The 20,890-nt window shown below is 69.4% G+C and carries 22 protein-coding genes; 12 read left to right on the top strand and 10 right to left on the bottom strand.

Going from position 1 to position 20,890, the window contains the following annotated elements:
- Positions 1 to 49 precede the first annotated feature (49 nt).
- From PUT80_RS39260 to PUT80_RS39245, 4 genes are read left to right on the top strand one after another with little or no spacing between them, the layout of a single operon-like run.
- Positions 50 to 823 carry an SDR family oxidoreductase gene (locus PUT80_RS39260; RefSeq protein WP_037812263.1) on the top strand — a complete coding sequence of 258 codons (774 nt, stop codon included), beginning with the start codon at positions 50 to 52 and terminating at the stop codon, positions 821 to 823.
- Positions 823 to 1,467 carry a PaaI family thioesterase gene (locus tag PUT80_RS39255; RefSeq protein ID WP_037812262.1) on the top strand — a complete coding sequence of 215 codons (645 nt, stop codon included), beginning with the start codon at positions 823 to 825 and terminating at the stop codon, positions 1,465 to 1,467. Before PUT80_RS39260 ends, PUT80_RS39255 begins: the two co-directional genes overlap by 1 nt.
- On the top strand, positions 1,464 to 2,225 hold the full coding sequence (locus PUT80_RS39250; RefSeq protein WP_037812261.1) for an SDR family oxidoreductase: 762 nt from the start codon (positions 1,464 to 1,466) through the stop codon (positions 2,223 to 2,225). The genes PUT80_RS39255 and PUT80_RS39250 overlap by 4 nt, the downstream gene beginning before the upstream one ends.
- A 23-nt stretch (positions 2,226 to 2,248) precedes the next feature.
- Positions 2,249 to 3,643, top strand: coding sequence for an amidase family protein (locus PUT80_RS39245; RefSeq protein ID WP_275295148.1), 1,395 nt, complete (start codon positions 2,249 to 2,251; stop codon positions 3,641 to 3,643).
- Here the strand turns inward: PUT80_RS39245 and PUT80_RS39240 are convergent.
- Positions 3,637 to 3,912 (bottom strand): hypothetical protein, encoded by a 276-nt coding sequence (locus PUT80_RS39240; protein WP_275295147.1) that lies wholly within the window; start codon positions 3,910 to 3,912, stop codon positions 3,637 to 3,639. The genes PUT80_RS39245 and PUT80_RS39240 overlap by 7 nt on opposite strands.
- 139 nt (positions 3,913 to 4,051) lie before the next feature.
- Here PUT80_RS39240 and PUT80_RS39235 point away from each other — a divergent pair, with 139 nt between their 5' ends.
- Complete coding sequence (locus tag PUT80_RS39235) at positions 4,052 to 5,284, top strand: NADH:flavin oxidoreductase (protein ID WP_134667758.1); 1,233 nt, start codon at positions 4,052 to 4,054, stop codon at positions 5,282 to 5,284.
- A gap of 279 nt (positions 5,285 to 5,563) precedes the next feature.
- On the opposite strand, the gene PUT80_RS39230 is transcribed toward PUT80_RS39235, so the two are convergent.
- On the bottom strand, positions 5,564 to 6,388 hold the full coding sequence (locus tag PUT80_RS39230; protein WP_275295146.1) for an SDR family NAD(P)-dependent oxidoreductase: 825 nt from the start codon (positions 6,386 to 6,388) through the stop codon (positions 5,564 to 5,566).
- A 69-nt stretch (positions 6,389 to 6,457) separates the two neighbouring features.
- Between PUT80_RS39230 and PUT80_RS39225 the strand changes: the two genes are divergently transcribed.
- The 3 genes from PUT80_RS39225 to PUT80_RS39215 are packed head-to-tail and all read left to right on the top strand — an operon-like array spanning position 6,458 to position 9,124.
- Complete coding sequence (locus PUT80_RS39225; protein ID WP_275295145.1) at positions 6,458 to 7,228, top strand: SDR family oxidoreductase; 771 nt, start codon at positions 6,458 to 6,460, stop codon at positions 7,226 to 7,228.
- Positions 7,229 to 7,241: 13 nt separating this feature from the next.
- Entirely contained in the window at positions 7,242 to 8,447 is a 1,206-nt protein-coding gene (locus PUT80_RS39220) for an acetyl-CoA C-acetyltransferase (RefSeq protein ID WP_275295144.1), read from the top strand.
- 53 nt (positions 8,448 to 8,500) lie between these two features.
- Positions 8,501 to 9,124 carry a flavin reductase family protein gene (locus PUT80_RS39215; protein WP_275295143.1) on the top strand — a complete coding sequence of 208 codons (624 nt, stop codon included), beginning with the start codon at positions 8,501 to 8,503 and terminating at the stop codon, positions 9,122 to 9,124.
- Positions 9,125 to 9,134: 10 nt separating this feature from the next.
- Here PUT80_RS39215 and PUT80_RS39210 read toward each other — a convergent pair whose 3' ends face one another.
- A complete protein-coding gene (locus PUT80_RS39210) occupies positions 9,135 to 10,697 on the bottom strand; it encodes an AMP-binding protein (RefSeq protein ID WP_343076916.1) in 1,563 nt (520 codons plus the stop codon).
- Between the two features lie 73 nt (positions 10,698 to 10,770).
- On the opposite strand from PUT80_RS39210, the gene PUT80_RS39205 reads away from it, so the two are divergent.
- Positions 10,771 to 11,382, top strand: coding sequence for a TetR/AcrR family transcriptional regulator (locus PUT80_RS39205; RefSeq protein WP_078870430.1), 612 nt, complete (start codon positions 10,771 to 10,773; stop codon positions 11,380 to 11,382).
- Between the two features lie 5 nt (positions 11,383 to 11,387).
- Here PUT80_RS39205 and PUT80_RS39200 read toward each other — a convergent pair whose 3' ends face one another.
- The 7 genes from PUT80_RS39200 to PUT80_RS39170 are packed head-to-tail and all read right to left on the bottom strand — an operon-like array spanning position 11,388 to position 17,519.
- Positions 11,388 to 12,158, bottom strand: coding sequence for a CoA-transferase (locus PUT80_RS39200; protein ID WP_275295142.1), 771 nt, complete (start codon positions 12,156 to 12,158; stop codon positions 11,388 to 11,390).
- On the bottom strand, positions 12,155 to 13,027 hold the full coding sequence (locus PUT80_RS39195; RefSeq protein ID WP_275295141.1) for a CoA-transferase: 873 nt from the start codon (positions 13,025 to 13,027) through the stop codon (positions 12,155 to 12,157). The genes PUT80_RS39200 and PUT80_RS39195 overlap by 4 nt, the downstream gene beginning before the upstream one ends.
- 26 nt (positions 13,028 to 13,053) lie before the next feature.
- Entirely contained in the window at positions 13,054 to 13,485 is a 432-nt protein-coding gene (locus PUT80_RS39190) for a VOC family protein (protein WP_275295140.1), read from the bottom strand.
- Positions 13,482 to 14,540, bottom strand: a complete 1,059-nt coding sequence (locus PUT80_RS39185) for an acyl-CoA dehydrogenase family protein (RefSeq protein WP_275295139.1) — start codon at positions 14,538 to 14,540, stop codon at positions 13,482 to 13,484. The genes PUT80_RS39190 and PUT80_RS39185 overlap by 4 nt, the downstream gene beginning before the upstream one ends.
- Positions 14,540 to 15,493 (bottom strand): acyl-CoA dehydrogenase family protein, encoded by a 954-nt coding sequence (locus PUT80_RS39180; protein WP_275295138.1) that lies wholly within the window; start codon positions 15,491 to 15,493, stop codon positions 14,540 to 14,542. Before PUT80_RS39180 ends, PUT80_RS39185 begins: the two co-directional genes overlap by 1 nt.
- The gene (locus tag PUT80_RS39175) at positions 15,490 to 16,644 is read right to left on the bottom strand and encodes an acyl-CoA dehydrogenase family protein (protein ID WP_275295137.1); all 1,155 of its coding nucleotides are present in this window, start codon (positions 16,642 to 16,644) and stop codon (positions 15,490 to 15,492) included. The genes PUT80_RS39180 and PUT80_RS39175 overlap by 4 nt, the downstream gene beginning before the upstream one ends.
- Positions 16,641 to 17,519 carry an enoyl-CoA hydratase gene (locus PUT80_RS39170; protein WP_275295136.1) on the bottom strand — a complete coding sequence of 293 codons (879 nt, stop codon included), beginning with the start codon at positions 17,517 to 17,519 and terminating at the stop codon, positions 16,641 to 16,643. The genes PUT80_RS39175 and PUT80_RS39170 overlap by 4 nt, the downstream gene beginning before the upstream one ends.
- A 96-nt stretch (positions 17,520 to 17,615) precedes the next feature.
- On the opposite strand from PUT80_RS39170, the gene PUT80_RS39165 reads away from it, so the two are divergent.
- The 3 genes from PUT80_RS39165 to PUT80_RS39155 are packed head-to-tail and all read left to right on the top strand — an operon-like array spanning position 17,616 to position 20,756.
- On the top strand, positions 17,616 to 18,794 hold the full coding sequence (locus PUT80_RS39165; RefSeq protein ID WP_275295135.1) for an acyl-CoA dehydrogenase family protein: 1,179 nt from the start codon (positions 17,616 to 17,618) through the stop codon (positions 18,792 to 18,794).
- Entirely contained in the window at positions 18,791 to 19,591 is an 801-nt protein-coding gene (locus PUT80_RS39160) for an SDR family oxidoreductase (RefSeq protein ID WP_134728652.1), read from the top strand. Before PUT80_RS39165 ends, PUT80_RS39160 begins: the two co-directional genes overlap by 4 nt.
- A 13-nt stretch (positions 19,592 to 19,604) precedes the next feature.
- Positions 19,605 to 20,756 carry an acetyl-CoA C-acetyltransferase gene (locus PUT80_RS39155; protein ID WP_275295134.1) on the top strand — a complete coding sequence of 384 codons (1,152 nt, stop codon included), beginning with the start codon at positions 19,605 to 19,607 and terminating at the stop codon, positions 20,754 to 20,756.
- Positions 20,757 to 20,890 lie beyond the last annotated feature (134 nt).

The following is a 20,890-nucleotide window of genomic DNA, read 5'->3' as shown; positions in this document are numbered from 1 at the left end:
TCCTCGTAGCGTCGGGGCCGTTCCCGGAACCCCACCTCAGGAGGCCCTCATGCCGCGCACCGTCGTCGTCACCGGAGCGAGTTCGGGGATCGGGGCGGCGCTCAGCGGTCTCCTCGCCGAACGCGGCGACCGGGTCCTCGGCGTCGACCTCGCGGGCAGCGACGTGGACGCGGACCTTTCGACCCCGCACGGTCGCGCCGCTGCCGCCGAGGAGGTCGGCAAGCGCACCGGGCCGGTGGACGCCGTGGTGACCTGCGCCGGCACGTCGAATCCCGGCGAAGCCATGGTCACGGTGAACTACTTCGGCAGCACCGAGTTCATCGAAGCCCTGCAGCCGCTGCTCGCGAAATCCGAGGCGCCGCGGGTCGTGCTGGTCGGCTCGATCTCCGGGACCCAGCCGAACGACCCCGCCGTGGTCGACGCCTGCCTGCGCGGCGACGAGCAAGCCGCGCTGACCGCCGCCCGCGCGGCGATCGCGGACAATCGCGCGCTCCAGCTGTACCCGTCCTCGAAGTCCGCGATCGCGCAATGGGCGCGCCGGACGTCGGTTTCGCCCGGCTGGGCCGACGCGGGAATCGCGGTCAACGTGGTCGCGCCCGGCGTGGTCCGGACGCCGATGACCGACGGGCTTTTCGCCGACCCGCAGATGAAAGCCGTGATGGACAAAGCAGTCCCGATGCCGCTGCACGGTTATGCAGCTGCGGAAGACGTCGCGCGCGTCCTCGCGTACTTCGCCGACGCCGCGACCACGCACATCACCGGCCAGGTCGTCTACGTCGACGGCGGCGCTGAGGCGACCCTCCGCCCGGCGGCGCACTACTGATGACGACTTACGCCGAGAACGTCCCGTTGTCGCCCGTTCCGAACGACGACGGCATCGACGCTGCCGTCGCGGCGGCCCGCCGGGTGGTCAGCGCGCTCCTGCACGCGGGTGCGGACAGCACCGCGCCGATGACCGAGATCGCCCGCGAACTCGACCGGATCGCCGACCAGCTCGAAGAACACGCGCCGGAGCGGCAAGACCGGTTCGTCGGAATGTGGGCCGGACGACCGCGCCACGATCCCGTTACCGGCCCGGAAAACGCGCTCGCGCCGCCGCTGCGCCTGCACGGTTTGCCGGACGGCTCGGTCACCGGAACCGTGACGCTCGGCCTGCCTTATCAGGGTCCGCCGGGCTGCGTGCACGGCGGGATTTCCGCGCTGCTGCTGGATCACGCGCTCGGCGTCGCCAACAGCTGGGGGCCCGGGCCGGACGGGATGACCGGCACGCTCAGCGTCCGCTACCACCGGACGACCCCGCTGTTCGAGGAACTGACGATTCGCGCGCGGCAGCAATCCAGCGAGGGCCGCCGGATCCACACCACCGGCGAAATTCTCGCCGGCGGCCAGGTTTGCGTTTCCGCCGACGGCATTTTCGTGGCGAAACACGTCGCGCGACCGGTTGCCCCAGACGAAGGAGGCCGATGAACACGCTCGCGGGCCGGGTGGCCCTGGTGACGGGTGCCGGACAAGGCGTCGGGCAAGGAATCGCGCTGGCGCTGGCAGGGGAGGGGGCGTCGGTCGCGGTTCTCGGGCGTACGCGCGGCAAACTCGACGAGACCTGTCGCCTCGTGCGTGAGCGGGGAGGTTCCGCGGAGCCGTTCGAGTGCGATGTCGCGGATACTACGGCTATTCCCGGCGTTGTCGACGAGGTTGTTGCGCGGTTCGGCCGGCTGGACATTCTGGTCAACAATGCGTACTCCGGCGCTTTCAGTCCATTGCTAAAAATGAGCGACGAGGATTTCGCGCGCGGTTTCGAGACCGGCCCGTTCGCGGCTTTCGCGTTCATGAAAGCTGCACACCCGCATTTGAAGGCGACCGGTGACGGTTCGATCGTCAACCTGGTCACATCAGCGATGGTACGTTGGGATCCCACCACCTACGGTGCTTACGCCGCAGCGAAACAAGCCTTGCGCTCGCTGTCGCGCACTGCCGCAGTGGAGTGGGCGCGCGACGGGATCCGAGTCAACGCGATCGCGCCGCACGCGTTGTCGCCCGGGTTGAAATGGTGGACCGAGCACAATCCCGAAGAGGCCGAAAAATTCGTCGCGACCATTCCGATGGGCCGGATCGGGGAATGCGAGGAGGACATCGGCCGCGCCGTCGTCGCGCTGGTCGGCTCCGACCTGCGCTACCTGACCGGAGCCACCGTGCCGCTCGACGGCGGCCAAGCCTTCTTCGGCTGAGCCCTTTCTGAGGAGACCTCGCTGTGTCCACCCTTTCAGCCCTCGACACCGCCGCCGCCATCCGCCGTGGCGACCTGTCCGCCCGGGAAGCCGCCGAGCAAGCGATCGTCCGCATCGAGGAGGCTAATCCGCAGATCAACGCCGTCGTCGGCCGTCGCTTCGAAGCCGCGCTCGCGGAAATTGACGCCGGACTCCCGGACGGCCCGCTCACCGGAGTCCCGTTCCTGGTCAAGGACCTCGGCACCGAAATCGCCGGTCTCCCCGCGACCCAGGGCAGTGCGCTCTTCGCCACCGCAGTGTCCACAGTGGACAGCGAACTGATCCGCCGCTACAAACGCGCCGGTCTGGTCATCCTCGGCACCACCAACACCCCGGAGTTCGGCCTCAACGCCAGCACCGAACCGCAACTGCACGGCCCCACCCGCAACCCGCACGACCCGTCCCGCTCACCCGGCGGCTCCAGCGGCGGTTCCGCGGCCGCCGTCGCCGCGGGCTTGGTCCCCGCCGCCCACGCAACCGACGGCGGCGGCTCGATCCGGATCCCGTCGGCCATGTGCGGTTTGGTCGGCCTGAAACCGAGCCGCGGTCGCACCACCGGCGCCCCCGACTCCGGCACCCTCGCCGCCCCGGTCTCCGTCGCCCACGCAGTGACCACGACGGTCCGTGACAGCGCCGCCCTGCTGGACGCGATCGCCGGACCACTGCCAGGTGAAGCCTTCGCCGCCCCGACGCCTCCCGGCACCTTCCTCGACGCAACTCGCCGCGCTCCCGGCCGCCTCCGCATCGGCCTGGCCACCCAAGCCCGAACCGGCGTCGACCCGCATCCGGCGTGCCTGGCCGCGGTGCAGCAGACGGCGAAACTGTGCGAGGAACTAGGCCATCACGTCGAGGAAACCGTGGCCCCGTTCGATTTCCCGGACGTCCGCACGACCGGCGGAGTGCTGATGGGCGCGGACCTGGTGGTGATCGTGGAAGACCGGCTGGCAGCCCTGGGCCGCGAACTCCAGCCGGGCGATGTCGAGCCGTTCACCGAACTGCTGCTGGACCACTACCGGGGCCTGACCGCCAACCAACTCCATCGCGCATTGCGGCGGGCCCAGGAGATCGGGTGGGAGGTCGGGCAGGTCTTCACCTCCTACGACGTCCTGCTCACGCCGACCCTGCCGCTCCCGACTCCGCCGCTGGGCTTGCTGGACACGTCGGATCCCGCGTCGATCTATGAGCACGCGGCTGGGTTCTCGGCGTGGACGAGCGTTTTCAACGTGACCGGGATGCCTGCGATCTCACTTCCGCTCGGGAACGATGACGACGGGCTGCCGCTGGGAGTGCAGTTCGCGGCGGATCTGGGGCAGGAGGGGGTGTTGTTGTCGTTGGCGGCGCAGCTGGAGGACGCGGCTCCCTGGCCGGTCCCTCAGTAGCGGTATGCGGGCGACGCACTGCTCAGCAGCTGCGCCATGATGACGATGATCCCGATCGAGGTCAGGATCGCCCACAGCACGACAATGGTGGCGATGACCAGCGCGTGCCGTCGGATCGCCGCGAGCTGGCCCAGGATCTCCAGGTTGATCCGGTTCGCGTAGTCCGTCGGCCCGTCCGTCTCGGACGCTTCCTTGAGCCGCTCGGCGATCGCGACGGGTCCGGTGAACGCGTCGGGGTGATAGCGGGGGCGCGGCTTGAAATCGGTCATGGGCGGTTTCTCCTCCGGTGAGGCATGAAGAGAAGTCGCCGGGCCCGGCCGCGGCGTTACCGCGCTCGAGAGCCCGCCGCTCTCCCGGTCACCGAGATCGCCAGAGCGGGCCAGCCCCTCCGTTTCCTACCGTGACAGGGTGACTTCCACGACCCCCACCCCGCCCGATCCGCTGGCTCCTGCCCGGCTCGGGCCGGTGCAGTTGCGCAATCGCGTTGTCAAGGCGGCGACTTACGAGGGGCTCAGCCATCACGGCCGGGTCACCCGGGATCTGGTCGATTTCCACGTCGGCTACGCGAAGGGCGGCGTCGGGATGACGACGGTCGCCTACTGCGCGGTCGCCAAGGAAGGCCGCACCGACCGGCATCAGATCTACTGGACCGACGAATCCCTCCCTGGACTGCGCGTGCTCACCGACGCGGTGCACGCCGAGGGCGCGGCGGTCTCGGCGCAGATCGGGCACGGCGGGCCGGTCGCGAATCCGAAAGGGAACGGGCTGCCCGCGCTCGCGCCGAGCCGGTACTTCCACAAGACGACGCTCAGTTTCGCCCAGGAAATCGACCACGCCGGCATCGAACGCGTCAAACGCGCCCACGCCGACGCTGCCCTGCGCGCCATCGAGTGCGGCTTCGACGCGATCGAGGTCCACTTAGGACACAACTACCTGATCAGTTCCTTCTTGAGCCCGAAACTCAACCATCGCACCGACGAATACGGCGGCTCGCTGGAAAACCGCGCCCGGCTCGCGCGCGACACGATGCGTGCGGTGCGCGACGCCGTCGGCGACCGGATCGCGGTGATCGTGAAAATGAACATGGACGACGGCGCCCCCGGCGGCTTCTGGCTCGACGAAGCCATCCCGGTGACGCAATGGCTCGAAGCCGACGGCACCTGCGACGCGCTCGAAATGACCGCCGGATCGTCGCTGCTCAACCCGATGTATCTGTTCAAAGGCGACGCGCCAGTCCGCGAGTTCGCGGCGGTGATGCCGCAGCCGCTGAAACTGGGCGTGCAGGCAGTGGGGAAGCATTTCATTCGCGAATATCCTTACCGGGACGCGTTTCTGCTCGAGGACGCGCGACAGATCCGAGCCGCGGTGAAGCTGCCGATGGTGCTGCTCGGCGGGATCACCGACCGCGCGGCGATGGATTTGGCGATGCGGGAAGGGTTCCAGTACGTCGCGATGGGGCGGGCGTTGCTGCGCGAGCCGGATCTGGTGAACCGCATCGCGGCGGAGCCGGAGACGCCGTCGTTGTGCATCCACTGCAACAAGTGCATGCCGACGAACTTCACCGGGACGCGATGCGTGCTGGTGGACCGGACTACGACCCGGGGTGCGGACTGGGGACAGCCCGCGGGGTACGTGGGTTGAGCGGTTCGTGAGTGTTCGAACCGGCGTGAACACTCACGAGGCGCCGCTCGGGTTGCCGCCCGGTTGCGCGTGGGTCGAGCTGGGGTTGGGGGCTTGCGGGAGGGGCCGTGGTGATGCGCGGGCTGGGCAAGTGGTGGCGGGCGGAGTCGCGGTGCGGCCAGGACGGGGTCGCGGTGGTGAGATGGCGGGGCCGAGGCGGGGCGAGGGACGAATCAGTGGTGAGGCGAGGACGGGGCCGTGGTGGCGTGAGCCGAAGGGAGCCGAACCCGCCTCGCCGCCTCACGTTTGCCGTGGAAAGTTCGTGAACCCCTTCCGGTTCGTCCGCAAATACCATCCCGAAGCCGCGAGCGTCCCGCCGTCCACCGGGATCGTGTGGCCGGTTACGTAGGAAGCCGCGTCCGTCGTCAGGAACTCGATCACCTTCGCGTACTCGTCCACGTGCCCGAACCGGCCCAGCGGCACCCAGGTTTCGATCGCCGCCGGGTCGTTGTCGCGCAGCATCGCGGCGGCGGGAGTCTGCTGGCTGTCCGCGAGATCCGGCGCGATCGCGTTCACCCGCACGCCATGCCGCCCCACCTCGACTGCCAGGCTCTTCGTGAACGCCGAAACCCCGGCGTTGTAAGCGGAATACACCGCGTGCCCGGGGATGCCGCGAAACGCTTCCACCGTCGAATTGTTCACGATCACGCCGGAGCCCTGCGAGATCATGTGCGGCAGCACCCGGTGCGTGAGCTTGAAGACGTGCAGCAGGTTCAGTTCATGCAAGCGCGCCCACTGGTCCGGCGTGCTGTGCAGGAAATCCCGGGAAGCGGGGCGGAAATCGCCGACATTGTTGACCAGGACGTCGATCCGTCCGTCGCCCAGGCGCAGGGCCGCGGCGGTGACGGCCTCGACCGCCTCGTCCGCCACGATGTCGCCGATGACCGTTTCGCACACGCCGCCGGCCGCCTCGATCTCGGCGCGCGCGGCGGCAGCGGCGGGGGCGTCGAGGTCGTTCAGCACGACCAGGTCCCCGCGCGCGGCGAGGCGGCGGCTGGTCGCCCCGCCGATCCCCAGCGCGCCCCCGGTGACGATGCTGACTCGCCGGATTGCTTCCTGTGGCATGGAAAACCTCCTCGTCCTCAACCTAGCATTTGTTTGGTAAGCTGAGCGCTCCCGGCGAGAAGGAGCAGCATGCTAGTCAGCTTCGACCTGACCGATCGCGTCGTCCTCGTCACCGGCGGAGCGCGCGGAGTCGGCGACGGCATCGTGGCGACGTTCCTCGAAGCGGGCGCCAAGGTCGAGATCTGCGGGCGCACGGAACCCGGGCAGCTGCGCGAGGCGGACGGCCGCAAGCCGCGGTTCACGCAGGTCGATGTGCGGGAGCCGGAGCAGGTCGAGAAGTGGCTGGAGGAGATCGGCGAGCGGCACGGACGGCTCGACGTCGTGGTCAACAACGCGGGCGGCGCGCCGTTCGCGCAGTTCGCCGAGGCGTCGCCGCGGTTTCACCGCAAGATCAACGAGCTCAACTTCCTGTCCGCGGCGTACGTCCTCCAGGCGGCGCATCCGATCCTGCGCGAGACGCCCGGGGCGTCGGCGGTGAACATCACGTCGATTTCGGCGCGGCGGCCCAGCCCGGGCACCGCGGTGTACGGCGCGGCGAAGGCGGCACTGGAAAGTCTCACGACCAGCTTGGCGGTCGAGTGGGCTCCGCGGGTGCGGGTCAACGCGGTCAGCTGCGGGTTGGTCGAGACGCCGGGTTCCGAGGACCACTACGGCGATCCGGCGCAGCGCGACGCGGTCGCCCGGACGATCCCGCGCGGACAGTTCGCGTCGCCGGCCGAGGTCGGCCAAGCCTGTTTGCTGCTCGCGTCGCCGCTCGCCAGCCATGTCAGCGGAGCGGTGCTCAATGTGGACGGAGGCGGCGAATGGCCGGCCTTCCTCCAGCACACCCCGAACGCCTGAGGAGGACCTCGCTGTGCCCGAAGCCGTGATCGTCTCCGCCGCCCGCTCGCCGATCGGGCGGGCGTACAAGGGATCGCTCAAGGACCTGCGGCCGGACGACCTCGCCGCGCAGATGGTCGAAGCCGCGCTGGCCGCGGTCCCGGAGGTCGGCCGGATCGACGACCTGATGCTCGGCTGCGCGCAACCGGCCGGGGAACAGGCGTACAACCTCGGCCGGATGGTCGCGCTGCGACTCGGCCTCGACGCGGTGCCCGGCACGACTGTGCATCGCTATTGCGCGTCCTCGCTGCAGACCACGCGGATGGCGATGCACGCGATCCGCGCCGGCGAGGGCGACGTGTTCGTCTCAGCGGGCGTCGAGTGCGTTTCGCGCTTCTCCCAAGGGAAAGCCGATGGCATGCCGGACACGAAGAACCCGCGGTACGCCGACGCGATGGCTGTGACGGAGAAGCGGGCCGCCGGCGGTCTGCAATGGACAGACCCGCGGAAAGACGGTGCGCTGCCGGACGTCTACATCGCGATGGGCGAGACGGCGGAGAACGTCGCTGACCATTGTGGAGTGTCCCGGGAGGACCAAGACGCCTTCGCGGTGCGCAGCCAGAATCTCGCCGAGGCGGCGGGGGAGTTCTGGCAGAAGGACATCACGCCGGTGACCTTGCCGGACGGCACTGTGGTGTCCACAGACGACGGTCCGCGCGCGGGCGTGACGCTGGAGAAGGTATCTCAACTGAAGCCGGTGTTCCGTCCAGACGGGACGGTTACCGCGGCGAACTGCTGCCCGCTCAACGACGGGGCGGCCGCGCTCGTGGTGATGAGCGACGTCCGGGCGCGCGAACTGGGGATCCAGCCGCTGGCGCGGATCGTCGCAACCGGGGTGTCGGCGTTGAGCCCGGAGATCATGGGGCTGGGTCCGGTCGAGGCGAGCCAGCAGGCGTTGGGCCGGGCCGGACTGTCCGTCAAGGACGTTGACCTGGTCGAGATAAACGAAGCCTTCGCCGCGCAGGTGCTGCCGTGCGTGGACCAGCTGGGCCTGGACCTCGACCGCGTCAACGTGCACGGCGGGGCCATCGCCCTGGGCCACCCGTTCGGCTCAACGGGCGCGCGAATGGCGACGACGCTGCTGCACGGCCTGCAGGCGAGGGACGCGACCTTCGGCCTGGAGACGATGTGCGCGGCGGGCGGCCAGGGCATGGCGATGGTGCTGGAGCGGCTCGCCTGATCGCGCCGGACGGTTCGGTGCCCGCCGAACCGTCCCGCCGCCAGGATGCGGTCATGGATTCCGTCGTGATCGACCCGCCGGTGCTCTACCCCGGCACCCCCGTCGTGCTGCTGTCCAGTGCGAACGCCGACGGGACGACCAACCTGGCCCCGATGTCGTCGGCCTGGGTGCTCGGCCGCACCGCCGTGCTCGGCTTCGGCAGCACCGGCCACACCTTCGCCAACCTGCGTGAGCGGCCGGACTGCGTGCTGAACTACCCGAGCGCCGAACTGTGGCCCGCCGTCGAACGCTTGGCCGGGCTGACCGGCGCTCCCGTGGTGCCGGAGCACAAGACAGGCCAGTTCCGGACCGAACGCGACAAATTCGGCGCCGCCCGTCTGACCCCGGTCCCGGCCGACCTCGTCGCGGTCGACCGGGCCGCGGAATGCCCGCTCCAGGTCGAATGCCGGGTGACGGCCGTGCGGCATCCCGGCGACCCAGGTCTGGGCATCGTCGAGGCCGAGGTGCTGCGGGTGCACGTCCATCCGGCACTTGCGGAACCGGATCTCCGGCACATTCGCGTGGCGGCTTGGGAGCCGTTGTTTTACGTGTTTCGCCACTACGTCGGCCGGGGGCCAGAACTGGGGCGGACTTTCCGGGCCACTACGTCGGAGTCCGCTCCGCTGAGTTCCCGGTGAGCCGCGACCGTCAGGCCAGTTCCCGCTTCACGATCTTCCCGCTCGCGTTCCGCGGCAGCTCCGCGATCGCCACGAACTCGCGTGGCACCTTGAAATTCGCCAGCCGCTCCCGGCAGTACTCGCGCAGCCCCTCCGCATCCAGCTCGACCCCCGCCCACAGCGTCACGTAAGCGCGCCCCACTGAGCCCATCCGGTCGTCGTCCACGCCGATCACCGCGGCTTCCACGACGTCTGGGTGGGTGCTCAGCACGTTTTCCACCTCGGCCGGGTACACGTTGAACCCGCCCACGGTGAACATGTCCTTGAGCCGTCCGGTGATCTTGACGCAGCCGTGTTCGTCCAGCTGTCCGACGTCGCCGGTGTGCAGCCAGCCGTCGGCGTCGATCGCCGCGGCGGTCGCGTCCGGGTCGTCGAAGTAGCCGAGCATCACGAACTCGCCGCGGATGAGGATTTCGCCGTCCGAGTCGACCGGCACGTCCTTGCCCTCGCTGTCGACCGCGCGGATCTCCAGGCCGGGCACCGCCGGGCCGGTCGTGTGGGCGACGTGGCGGGGGTCCTCGTTCGGCCTCGACTGGGTCGCCACCACGCATTCGGTGAGTCCGTACGCCTGCGCGACCTGCTCGAAGCCGAGGATTTCCAGCATGTCCGAGAACAGGTTCTCCGGCACCGAGGCCGCGCCGGCGATCGCGAAGCGCAGGGACGACAGGTCAAATTCGGTGCGGCGCGGGTGGTTGATCAGCGTGGTGAAGATGGTCGGCGCACCGGGCAGCACTGAGATGCCAACTCGCTGGACTAGCTCCATCAACGCGACCGGGTCGAACGTCAGCACCGGGTAGATGGTCGTGCCAGCGGTGATCGCCGCGACCACCCCGGCCTTGTAGCCGAAGGAGTGAAAGAACGGGTTCACGATCGCGTACTTGTCAGCCGGGGTAAGCGAAGCGCCCTTCGCCCAGACGTCCGCGACGCCGATCGTCTGGGCGTGCGTGCTCATCACGCCCTTGGGCACTCCGGTGGTGCCCGAGGTATAGAGAATGTCCGCCACCGTCGAAGGCGTCACCACGGATTCGTCGACAGCGGGCACCGACTCCGCCCCGGCGAGGAATTCGTTCCACGGCAACGCGACGCCGTCCGATCCGAGGTCGATCACGGTGTGCAGCTGCGGAAGTCCAGGCACCGCACCGGACCCGCCCGAACGGGAGGCGGCCTCGGTCAGCATCCCGAGATAGTCGTTGCCGAGGAATCCGTTGCACAGCACCAGCGCCGAAGCACCGGACCGTTCCAGCACCACCCGGGCTTCCTCGCCGCGGTACCGGGTGTTGATCGGCACCAGCGCCGCGCCGAGGCACTGCGCGCCCAGGAACGTCAGGATGAACTCCACGCGGTTCGGCGACCACACCGCGACCCGGTCGCCGGACCGGACGCCGACCGCGGCCAGCGCGCGGGAAACCACCCGCACTTGCTCCCGCAATGCGGTCCAGGACAGCTGTGTCGTACCGTCGACCACAGCCGGTGCGCCGCCGTGGCGGCGGGCGGCTTCGTCGAGCAGGGCGGGCATCGTGCGAGGTGTCGACACGCGGGTCTCCTCACTGAACAAGTGCTTGTTCGGTAGCATAGGGGAAAGCAGCGGGCAGGAAGGGATCCATGCGATGACTCCGCGAACCGGCCGGGCCCCGGTCAAGAACGGCGGCACTCGGCGCGGCGAGCTGCTGGGCATCGCCGCTCAGCTCTTCGCGACCCGGGGCTATTCCCAGACCACCGTCCGCGACATCGCCGACGAGGCGGGCATCCTTTCCGGGAGCCTGTACCACCATTTCGCGTCCAAGGAGGACATGCTCCGCGAGATCCTCAAGGAGTTCATGGACGACCTGCTGGCCGCGTTCACCGAGATCGCCGGGAAGGACGGCACGCCGCGCGAGCAGTTCGACGCGCTGGTGTACACCGCCTTCGCGACGATTCACGAGCGGCCGTTCGCGGTGGCGCTCTACCAGAACGAATCGGCCGTCGTCGGCAGCCTCGCCGATTTCGAATTCGTCGGGAAGACGTCGCTGAAGATCGAAAAACTGTGGCTCGGCGTGCTCCAGGCGGGCCGGGAGACCGGAGAATTCCGCGACGACCTCGAGGTGAGCCTCGTGTACCGGTTCATCCGGGACACCGTCTGGTCGTCGGTCCGCTGGTACAACCCGCGCGGAAAGCTCCGCCACGACGTCGTGGCGGAGCAGTACCTCGCGATGCTGTACGGCGGGCTGCTCGCCGGCTGAGCGGTTCAGGACCGGGACTCCTTGACCTCCCGGTCCCGGGCGTTCTTCGGGTCGAGCACGGTGCGGATCAGGTCCAGCTCGTGCTCGTCCGGCACCCGCGACACGCCCGCACCGCTGAAGTCCAGCTCGAAACCGGTGTTCGCGCGCACCTCTTCTTCGGTGACGCCCGGGTGCAGCGAGCGCACCTTCAGCCGGCCGTCCTCGTCGTAGTCGAGCACCGCCAGGTCGGTCACCACGACGCCGAGGTCGTGGAACCGCAACGCCGTCGACGAGTGCGCGCGGGCCCGGTCGTTGCCGACCCCGGACACGACGTCCACCCGGTCCACGAACACCCGGCTCGAATGCCGGCTCACCCAGTAGTCGGTGCGGTGGTTGACCGTGTTCCCCGGCGCGCCGCGCATGCCGATGAGCTGGCGTTTCGGCTTCCGCCAGTCGCCGATCAGCGAGATGTTCTGGTTGCCGAACCGGTCGATCTGGCTCGCGCCCATCATCGAATGCCGCCGCCCGGTGTTGAGGATGTCGAAGATCCGCCCGAACGGGGCCCAGCCCTCGACGGTCCCGCCCGCCGCCGCGGTCTTGCCCAGCGGCGGCGGGTCGGCCATGAAGTGGCATTCGCCGTCGGACAGCACCAGCTCGGGGGAGTGGGTGAGCCGGGCCAGCCGCGCGCTGACCGCAGGGACCGTGCCGACCGCGTGGGCCAGCACCTCGCCGGAGCCGCGCCACGCGTCGGAGCACGCGGCGATGCAGACCTCGGCGCGGGTTGCGGGGGCACTCATGCGGACTCCTTCTCGGTCGCGCGGTGGAAGGCGCGCACTGCTTCGTGGTAGCTGGCCTCGTCGCTGGTCAGGAAGGTTTCGCGGAACTGCTTCCAGGAGACCTCGTCCTGCGCCGACTGGGCGTAATGCCGCTGGAACGCCTCGTCTCGGCCGTAATCCGGGTCGCACGAGGTGAAGTGCGCGCCGTTGGGGGCTTCGATCACGCCGTTCACGAACATCCGGCTGATCAGCAGCGACGTCGACCGCTCGGTGGCGGTGAGGTCCTCGGTGTCCACGATCTTCTCGACGCTCAGCAGCGTTTTGTCCGACGCCATCGCGAACAGGTCGTCGAAGTACGGGTCCGGGCCGAGGAACTGGCCGTTGCCGAGGGTGTCGCTGCGGTTGAGGTGCAGCAGCGAGACGTCCGGGCGCACCGCGGGCACCGCGATGTAGACGTCGTCGTCATAGGGCGATGCGACCGTCTTCAGCTCCGGGTTCATCAGCAGCACGTCGCTCTCCAGCCCAGCCCGCGTCGGCAGGAACGACAGCCGGTTGGCACCCGCCCGGAGCGCGGCGACGAACATGCCCTCGTCGTACTCTGTCGTCTTGACCCGGCCGCCCTCGCGCGCGGCGCGGAAATGCGGGTCGAGCGGGATCGTGTCGAGCGAGACGAACCCGTAGATCACCCGGCGCACCTTGCCCGCCGCGCACAGCAGCCCGACCTCGGGCCCGCCGAAAGTGACCAGCGTGAGGTCTTCGACGTCGCTGCGCAGCAGTTCGCGCACCATCGCCATCGGCTTGCGCCGCGACCCCCAGCCGCCGATCCCGACGGTCATCCCGGACCGGACGTACTCGGTGACGCCGTCCAGGGTCATGGACTTGCCGCCCATTCGTTCCTCCAGTGTGTTCGTCTTGCTCAGGCGGGCAGTTGCACCAGCTCGACGCGGACCCGGTCCGGATCGAGCACGTACACCGCGCGGCAGCCCGCCATCGGATGGCTCGTGACGATCGGCTCCGACACCGCGGCGACCCCGCGTCCGCGCAGCCGCTCCAGCGTCGCGTCCAGGTCGGCGACGGTGATCGCGACGTGCGCGGCGCCCGCTTGCCCGTGGTCCGGGTCGATCCGCTTCGGCGACCCGTTTTCGTACTGCAGCAGCTCGACCACCGTGTCGCCGTCGCCGGTCGACACGAAGCTCTGGCGCACGATCACTCCCGGGTATCCGGTGACCTCGTCGATCCGCGGACCGCTGCGCTCGAACGGCCCTTCGACGCTGCCGCGCAGCAGGTCGCGGTAAAACTCGGTCGACGCGGCGAGGTCGTGCACGGTGATTCCGACGTGGTGGATCATGCGTCGCTCCGGAGCCGGGCGCGGTGCTCACGGGCGTCGCCGAAGAGCTGCGCCAGCGCGTGCGCCCGTTTGAAATACAGCTGGGCGTCGTGTTCCCAGGTGATCGCGATCCCGCCGTGCAGCTGGACGGTTTCCGAGGCGACCGCGGTGAAAGCCTCGCTGCACCACGATTTCGCGTACGCCGCCTGCTGGACGACGTCGTCGCCGTTGCTGGCCGCGAAGCCGGCCGCCCAGGAAATCGAGCGCGCGGTTTCGACCTGCACCAGCATGTCCGCGACCCGGTGCTTCAACGCCTGGAACGAACCGAGCGGGCGGCCGAACTGTTCGCGTTCCTTGAGATGCGCGACGGTTCGGTCCAAACAGGACTGTGCACCGCCGACTTGCAGTGCGGTGCAAGCGATCGCGGCGATGGCGTGCAGCCGGGGGAGCGCTTCGGCGAAGTCGGCGGCGAGCAGGGTCGCCGGGGTGTCGCGGAACTCCACCTTGGCGAACCTGAGCGTCTGGTCCACCGCCGGGGTCGCTTCAGGCGTCGCGGCGGCTTGGAACAGCGCGGGGCGTCCATCTGCCATGGCAACTACGAGCAGGTGAGATGCCTGCGCACCGTCCAACACCAACGTCGCGGTGCCGTTCAGCACGCCCGAGGACGCGACCACGTCCGAACCGCCGGTCCGATGCCGTCCGGTGCGATCCGCCCAGGCCAGCGCGACGACCTCGCCCGCCGCGATCCCGGGAAGCAGCTCCGGCGCGTCCGCGGCCAGCAATGCTTGTGCGGCAAGCACTCCCGACCCCAGTAGCGGCGACGGAGTCAGGCTCGCGCCCAGTTCCTCCAGTACGACATGTGTCTCGAAGAGGCTGAACCCGGCCCCGCCGTACTCCTCGGGGATGGCCAGCGCCGCGACGCCGATCTGCTCGCACAACGCGGTCCACAATTCGGTGTCGTACCCGGACGGCGAGTCAATCGCCGCCCGCAGATCGGTCTTCGCGGCCCGCCGGGTGACCAGCCCTCGGACGGCGGCGGCGAGTTCCCGCTGTTCGTCGGTCAGCGCGAAGTGCATCAGCGGCCCCTCATCAGGCTCTCCAGCACCCGCGCGCGGTGCACGGCAGGCGTGCCCCAGCAGCCCACGAGCGCCCGGACCCGCAACAGCCACAGGCTCAGGTCGCACTCGAGCGTGTAGCCGATCGCGCCGTGCAACTGCAGTCCGGTGCGCGCGGCGAGCTGCGCCGCGTCCGACGTGGCGACCTTCGCGGCCGAGATCGCCCGAGCACTGGGTTCGCGGGCCGCGCCGAGCACCAGCGGACGGGCGAAGTCGAGCGCCACGCGGACGTCCGCGGCGGCGTGCTTGAGTGCTTGGTACTCGCCGATCACGCGGCCGAACTGGCGTCGCTGCCCGAGGTAGGCGACGGTGTCGGCCAGCATTCGCTCGCCACAGCCCAGCAACTCCGCGGCGCAGGCGAGGCTGGCGAGATCGAGCGCCTGTGCGCGGGTTTCCGGGGAAAGCGGCTGAACCTCGGCACCGGCGGTCACCTCGAACAGATGCCGGGAGGGATCGACCGACTGCAGCGAGCGGCCGATTTCCGCCCGAGCCAGCGAATCGCCGACCACGAAGACGTCCGTCGCGACGTTGGCATCCAGCGCGTACGGAGTGTCCGGCGCGCTCGCGAAGGTCACCACCGCGTCGCCGGAAGCCAGCGCGGACAGCAGCGAAGCGTCGGTGAGCAGCGCGGGCGCGGCGGCGATCGACTCGATCACCGGGCCCGGCACGCCGTGGTAGCCGAGCCGTTCGAAAGCGACGACGAGATCGACCGCAGTCCCGCCGACCCCGCCGTGTTCCTCGGGCACGCCGAGCGCGGTCACGCCCAGTTCAGCGAGCTGTTTCCACAGCAGCAGCCCGGGTTCCGGCCGGTCGGCGGCCCAGGACCGGTTGACGCCGGGGACGTCGGCCGCGCCCAGCAGGGCGTCCAGCGCTTCGGCGAACGCGCGCTGTTCGGCGGACAGCCGGAACTTCATGCTTGTGCCTTCCTGCGGTCGCCGCGGGGGAGGCCGAGCAGCCGTTCCGCGACGATGTTGCGCTGGATTTCGTTGGTGCCGGCGTAGATCGGGCCGCCGAGGGCGAACAGGTAGTCCTCCGTCCACCGTCCGCGCACTTCTTGTCCTGCGCCGAGCAGGTCCAGCGCGGTTTCCTGGATGCCGAGGTCGAGCCCGGTCCAGAAGAGCTTGTTGACGCTGCCCGCCGCGCCGACGTCGCCGCCGTGCTGCACGTGGTCGACGGTGTCCCAGGTGTAGAGCCGGTAGGCCTCGGCCTTGATCCACGCGTCGGCCACGCGGTCGCGCAGGTGCGGCGCTTCGGCTCCGCGCTCGGCCCAGAGGTCGAGCAGCCGGTCCGCCGCCGCGAGGAACCGGCCCGGCGACCGCAGCGACAGGCCGCGTTCGTTGCCCGCCGTGCTCATCGCGACGCGCCAGCCGTCGCCCACCCCGCCGAGGACGTCCTGATCAGGCACGAAGACGTCGTCGAAGAAGATCTCGGCGAACCCGCAGTCGCCGTCGAGCTGGGCGATCGGCCGGACGGTGACGCCGTCCGAATCGAGCGGGAACAGGAAGTAGGTGAGCCCGCGGTGCCGTTCGGCCTCCGGATCGGAGCGGAACAGGCCGAAACCCCAGTCCGCGAAGGGGGCGCGGGAGCTCCAGATCTTTTGTCCGTTGAGGACCCAGCCGCCGCGTTCGTCGTCGCGGACGGCGGTGCTGCGGATCCCGGCGAGGTCGCTGCCCGCCTCCGGCTCGGACCAGGCCTGCGCCCAGATCCGGGTGCCGTTGGCGGTGCGCGGAAGGTGCCGCTGGCGCTGGTCGTCGGTGCCGTGCTCGAAGATGATCGGGGCCAGCAGCGAGATGCCGTTCTGCGCGATCCGGGTCGGCGCGCCGCTGAGGTAGTACTCCTCCTCGAACAGCACCCATTCGGTCAACGTCGCGTCGCGGCCGCCGTACTCGGCCGGCCAGGTGACCGCGGACCACCGGCCCTCGGCGAGTTTCGCTTCCCACTCGCGGTGCGCGCGGGCGCCGTCCTCGGTGTCCATCGACGGCAGCGGGCCCGGGCTGTTCTCCGCCAGCCAGGCGCGGGCTTCCGCGCGGAATTCCTCTTCCGCGGCGGTGAATTCCGGGCTCATGACTCTCCCGCGGCCTTCTTGTTGGCCTTCGCCATGGAACGCGCGTCGAGCCCGGCGAGCGAATCGGTGTCCAGCTCGGCGTTGTGCGCGTGCGCGGCGTGGTGCAGGCCGAACACCGAGTCCATTCCGGACCGCATGCCCATCAGGTCTTCGGCCTGGTTGACGGCCTTCTTCGTGAGCGCGAGGCCCAGCTGCGGCATCTGCGCGATGCGCTCGGCGATGGCGAACGTCGCCTCTTCCAGTTCGGCGCGCGGCACGACGTGGTTGACCATGCCGAGCGCCTGCGCGCGGTCGGCCCCGAACCGGTCGCCGGTGTAGAGGAACTCCTTCGCCGCGCGCGGGTTCATCACCCACGGGTGCGCGAAGTACTCGACGCCCGGGATGCCCATCCGCACCACCGGGTCGGAGAAGAACGCGTCGTCGGAGGCCACGATGAAGTCGCACGACCACGCGAGCATCAGGCCGCCCGCGATGCAGGCGCCCTGCACCATCGCGATCACCGGCTTCGGGATCTCCCGCCAGCGGCGGCACATGCCGAGGTAGACCTCCGACTCGCGGGCGAACCGCGAATCGACGCCCGCCCGGTCGGCGTGGTCCCACCAGATGACCGCTTTGCGCTCGAAGCTCTGGTCGATGTCGCGGCCCGGGGTGCCGATGTCGTGCCCGGCGCAGAAGTGCTTGCCGTTGCCCGCCAGCACGATCGCCTTGACGTCCGGATCGTCCACCGCCTTGGTGAACGCGGCGTCCAGCGCGTAGGTCATCTTCGAGTTCTGGGCGTTGCGATACTGCGGCCGGTTCAGCGTGACGACCGCGACCGGACCGCGCACCTCGTACGTCACGACCTGCTCGTCGGTGCTTTCTTCGGTTCCGCTCAACGCGCATCACTCCTTCTCGGTTCGGCGGCGATGCTACCAAACAAGTGCTTGGTTTGGTAGCGTGGCGGGACCGGCACCGGCGGACCAGGAGGACGGGTGGATCTTCGCTACACCCCCGAGGACGAGCAGTTCCGCGCCGAGGTGCGCGAGTGGCTCGGCGACCACCTCGCGGGCGAGTTCGCCGCGCTGAAGGGCCTCGGCGGGTCCGGGCGCGAGCACGAAGCGCCGGAGGAACGGCAGGCGTGGAACCAGCATCTGGCGGCGCACGGCTGGACCTGCCTCGGCTGGCCGGTCCAGTACGGCGGGCGCGGGCTGAGCCTGCTGCGGCAGGTGATCTTCCACGAGGAGTACGCGCGGTCGAACGCGCCGGCGCGGGTCAACCACCTCGGCGAGGAACTGCTCGGTCCGACGTTGATCGCGCACGGCACGGACGAGCAGCGGAGGCGGTTCTTGCCGGCGATCGTCGGGGTCACCGAGCTGTGGTGCCAGGGCTATTCCGAGCCGGACGCCGGGTCTGATCTGGCCGGGGTGCGGACGCGGGCCCGGCTGGAGGGCGGCGAGTGGGTGATCGACGGGCAGAAGATCTGGACGTCGCTCGCTCAGCACGCGCAGTGGTGTTTCGCGGTGGTGCGGACCGAGCCGGGGTCTCGGCGGCACGCTGGGCTGTCGTACTTGCTGGTGCCGATGGACCAGCCCGGGGTCGAGGTGCGGCCGATCCGGCAGCTGACCGGGACCAGCGAGTTCAACGAGGTCTTCTTCGACGGGGCCCGGACCGAAGAGTCGCTGGTCGTCGGCGCGCCCGGGGACGGGTGGCGGGTCGCGATGGCGACGCTCGGGTTCGAGCGCGGGGTGTCGACGATCGGGCAGCAGGTCGGGTTCGCCCGGGAATTGGCTGGCGTTGTCGCTGCCGCGCGGGCGAACGGGCGTTATGACGATCCGGTGGTGCGGGATCGGCTGGCGCGGGCCGAGGTCGGCCTCGAGGTGCTGCGGGTGCACGCGTTGCGGACGCTGAGTGCGTATGAGGCTGGGTCGCAGGGGCCGGAGGCTTCGGTGTCGAAGCTGTTGTGGGCTCGGTGGCATCGTGAACTGGGCGAACTGGCGATGGAGGTCCGCGGGGGTTCTGCGTTGACTGCCGCCGGTGCTTACGATCTTGATGCGCAGCAGACGCTTTTCTTGTTCAGCCGGGCCGACACCATTTACGGCGGTTCGGACGAAATCCAGCGCAATATCATTGCCGAGCGCGTGCTCGGCCTGCCTAGGGAGCCGCGACCGTGAGCGTTAAACCGGAACAGCCCGCGCCTGATTACGTGCCGGGGCACGGGTTGCTTGCCGAGCGCGTGGTCGTCGTGACTGCCGCGGCGGGCGCGGGCATCGGGGCGGCGGTTGCCCGGCGGTGCCTGGAAGAAGGCGCCCGGGCGGTCGTGATCGGGGATACGCATGAGCGCCGGCTCGCCGAGGCGGCGGCCAAGCTGGGGGCGGAGTTCGGCGCCGAACGGGTCGCGTCGGTGGTGTGCGACGTGACCAAGGAGGAGCAGGTCGCCGCTTTGCTGGACGCGGCCGAGCCGTTCGGCGGGGTCGAGGTCATGGTGAACAACGCCGGTCTCGGCGGTACGGCTTCGATCACCGAGATGACGGACGAGCAGTGGTCGTTGGTGCTCGACGTGACGCTTACCGGGACTTTTCGGTGTATTCGGGCGGCTTCCCGGCGGATGATCGCTCGCGGTTGCCGCGGGGTGATCGTGAACAACGCGTCGGTGATCGGCTGGCGGGCGCAGGAGGGGCAGGCGCATTACGCGGCGGCCAAGGCCGGGGTGATGGCGTTGACGCGGTCGGCGGCGATGGATCTGGCTTCGTCGGGGATCCGGGTCAACGCGGTGTCGCCCAGTCTGGCGATGCATCCGTTCCTGGAGAAGGTCACCACTGCCGAATTGCTGACCGAACTGAAGGGGCGCGAGGCGTTCGGGCGGGCTGCGGAACCCTGGGAAGTCGCCAATGTGATGGTGTTCCTCGCTAGTGCTTATTCGTCTTATCTCACCGGTGAAGTCGTCTCGGTGAGCAGTCAGCATCCCTGATTCTGGAGGATTCGTGCCTGAGGCATATGTGGTGGACGCGGTTCGCACTCCGGTCGGGCGGCGCGGCGGTTCGCTCGCGGAGATGCATTCCGCGGATTTGGGGGCGCACGCGATCCGTGCGCTGGTGGAGCGGACCGGGATCGACCCCGGTGCGGTGGACGATGTCGTGTTCGGCTGTTGCGACACGATCGGGTCGCAGGCTGGGGATGTGGCTCGGACTGCTTGGCTGGTGGCCGGGCTGCCGGAGCACGTGCCTGGGGTGACTATCGATCGGCAGTGCGGGTCCAGCCAGCAGGCGGTGCATTTCGCGGCGCAGGGGGTGATGTCGGGGACTGCGGATCTGATTGTTGCCGGGGGAGTGCAGAACATGTCTGCGATTCCGATTTCTTCGGCGATGGTGGTGGGACAGCAGTTCGGGTTCAGCACGCCGTTTGCGGAGTCGCCTGGGTGGGTGGCTCGGTATGGGGATCAGGAAGTGTCGCAGTTCCGCTCGGCGCGGATGATCGCGGAGAAGTGGGGGCTTTCCCGGCGGTCGCTCGAGGAGTTCGCTTTGGAGAGCCATCGCCGGGCTTCGGCCGCTATTGATTCCGGTCGGTTTTCGCGGGAGGTCGCGCCGGTCGGCGAGTTTTCGGTGGATGAAGGTCCGCGGCGGGATACGACGCTGGAGAAGATGGCCGGTCTCAAGCCGTTGGAGGAAGGCAGTCCGATTACGGCTGCGGTGGCCTCGCAGATCAGTGATGGTGCTGGGGCATTGCTGATCGCTTCCGAGCGGGCGGTCGAGGAGCACGGGTTGACGCCGCGGGCTCGGGTGCATCACATCAGCGTGTACGGGGCTGATCCGGTGTGGATGTTGACCGCGCCGATTCCGGCTACCCAGCGGGCGTTGGAGAAGACCGGGCTGTCGGTGGGGGACATCGATCTGTTCGAGTGCAACGAAGCGTTCGCGCCGGTGGTGTTGGCTTGGATGCAGGAGATCGGCGTGCCGCACGAGAAGGTCAACGTGAACGGCGGCGGGATCGCGCTGGGGCACCCGATCGGGGCGACCGGGGCGCGGTTGATGACTACGTTGCTGCATGAGCTGGAGCGGAGTGGCGGGCGGTACGGCCTGCAGGTCATGTGCGAGGGCGGCGGGCAGGCGAACGTGACCGTGTTGGAGCGTCTTTAGGGGTGTGGCTCGTCGCCTGGCGGCGACATCGGCCCTTGGTTGCGTGGGGCACCCCGAAGGTTGATTGTGCTGACGGTTCGGGGGTGCTTGTCAAGGCGGGAAAGATGCCTTGACAAGCACCCCCGAACCGCAGG

This window comes from Amycolatopsis sp. La24 (assembly GCF_029087445.1).
Classification (GTDB): Bacteria; Actinomycetota; Actinomycetes; order Mycobacteriales; family Pseudonocardiaceae; genus Amycolatopsis; species Amycolatopsis nivea.
Note: the sequence above shows the minus strand (reverse complement) of the source record. Positions and strands in the feature narration are given on the sequence as shown.

Bases quoted from the DNA above. Each gene is read 5' to 3' on its own strand.
- PUT80_RS39260 (WP_037812263.1), top strand. From the start codon at position 50: ATGCCGCGCACCGTCGTCGTCACCGGAGCGAGTTCGGGGATCGGGGCG.
- PUT80_RS39255 (WP_037812262.1), top strand. From the start codon at position 823: ATGACGACTTACGCCGAGAACGTCCCGTTGTCGCCCGTTCCGAACGAC.
- PUT80_RS39250 (WP_037812261.1), top strand. From the start codon at position 1,464: ATGAACACGCTCGCGGGCCGGGTGGCCCTGGTGACGGGTGCCGGACAA.
- PUT80_RS39240 (WP_275295147.1), bottom strand. From the start codon at position 3,912: ATGACCGATTTCAAGCCGCGCCCCCGCTATCACCCCGACGCGTTCACC.
- PUT80_RS39230 (WP_275295146.1), bottom strand. From the start codon at position 6,388: ATGCCACAGGAAGCAATCCGGCGAGTCAGCATCGTCACCGGGGGCGCG.
- PUT80_RS39225 (WP_275295145.1), top strand. From the start codon at position 6,458: ATGCTAGTCAGCTTCGACCTGACCGATCGCGTCGTCCTCGTCACCGGC.
- PUT80_RS39215 (WP_275295143.1), top strand. From the start codon at position 8,501: ATGGATTCCGTCGTGATCGACCCGCCGGTGCTCTACCCCGGCACCCCC.
- PUT80_RS39205 (WP_078870430.1), top strand. From the start codon at position 10,771: ATGACTCCGCGAACCGGCCGGGCCCCGGTCAAGAACGGCGGCACTCGG.
- PUT80_RS39200 (WP_275295142.1), bottom strand. From the start codon at position 12,158: ATGAGTGCCCCCGCAACCCGCGCCGAGGTCTGCATCGCCGCGTGCTCC.
- PUT80_RS39195 (WP_275295141.1), bottom strand. From the start codon at position 13,027: ATGGGCGGCAAGTCCATGACCCTGGACGGCGTCACCGAGTACGTCCGG.
- PUT80_RS39190 (WP_275295140.1), bottom strand. From the start codon at position 13,485: ATGATCCACCACGTCGGAATCACCGTGCACGACCTCGCCGCGTCGACC.
- PUT80_RS39185 (WP_275295139.1), bottom strand. From the start codon at position 14,540: ATGCACTTCGCGCTGACCGACGAACAGCGGGAACTCGCCGCCGCCGTC.
- PUT80_RS39180 (WP_275295138.1), bottom strand. From the start codon at position 15,493: ATGAAGTTCCGGCTGTCCGCCGAACAGCGCGCGTTCGCCGAAGCGCTG.
- PUT80_RS39175 (WP_275295137.1), bottom strand. From the start codon at position 16,644: ATGAGCCCGGAATTCACCGCCGCGGAAGAGGAATTCCGCGCGGAAGCC.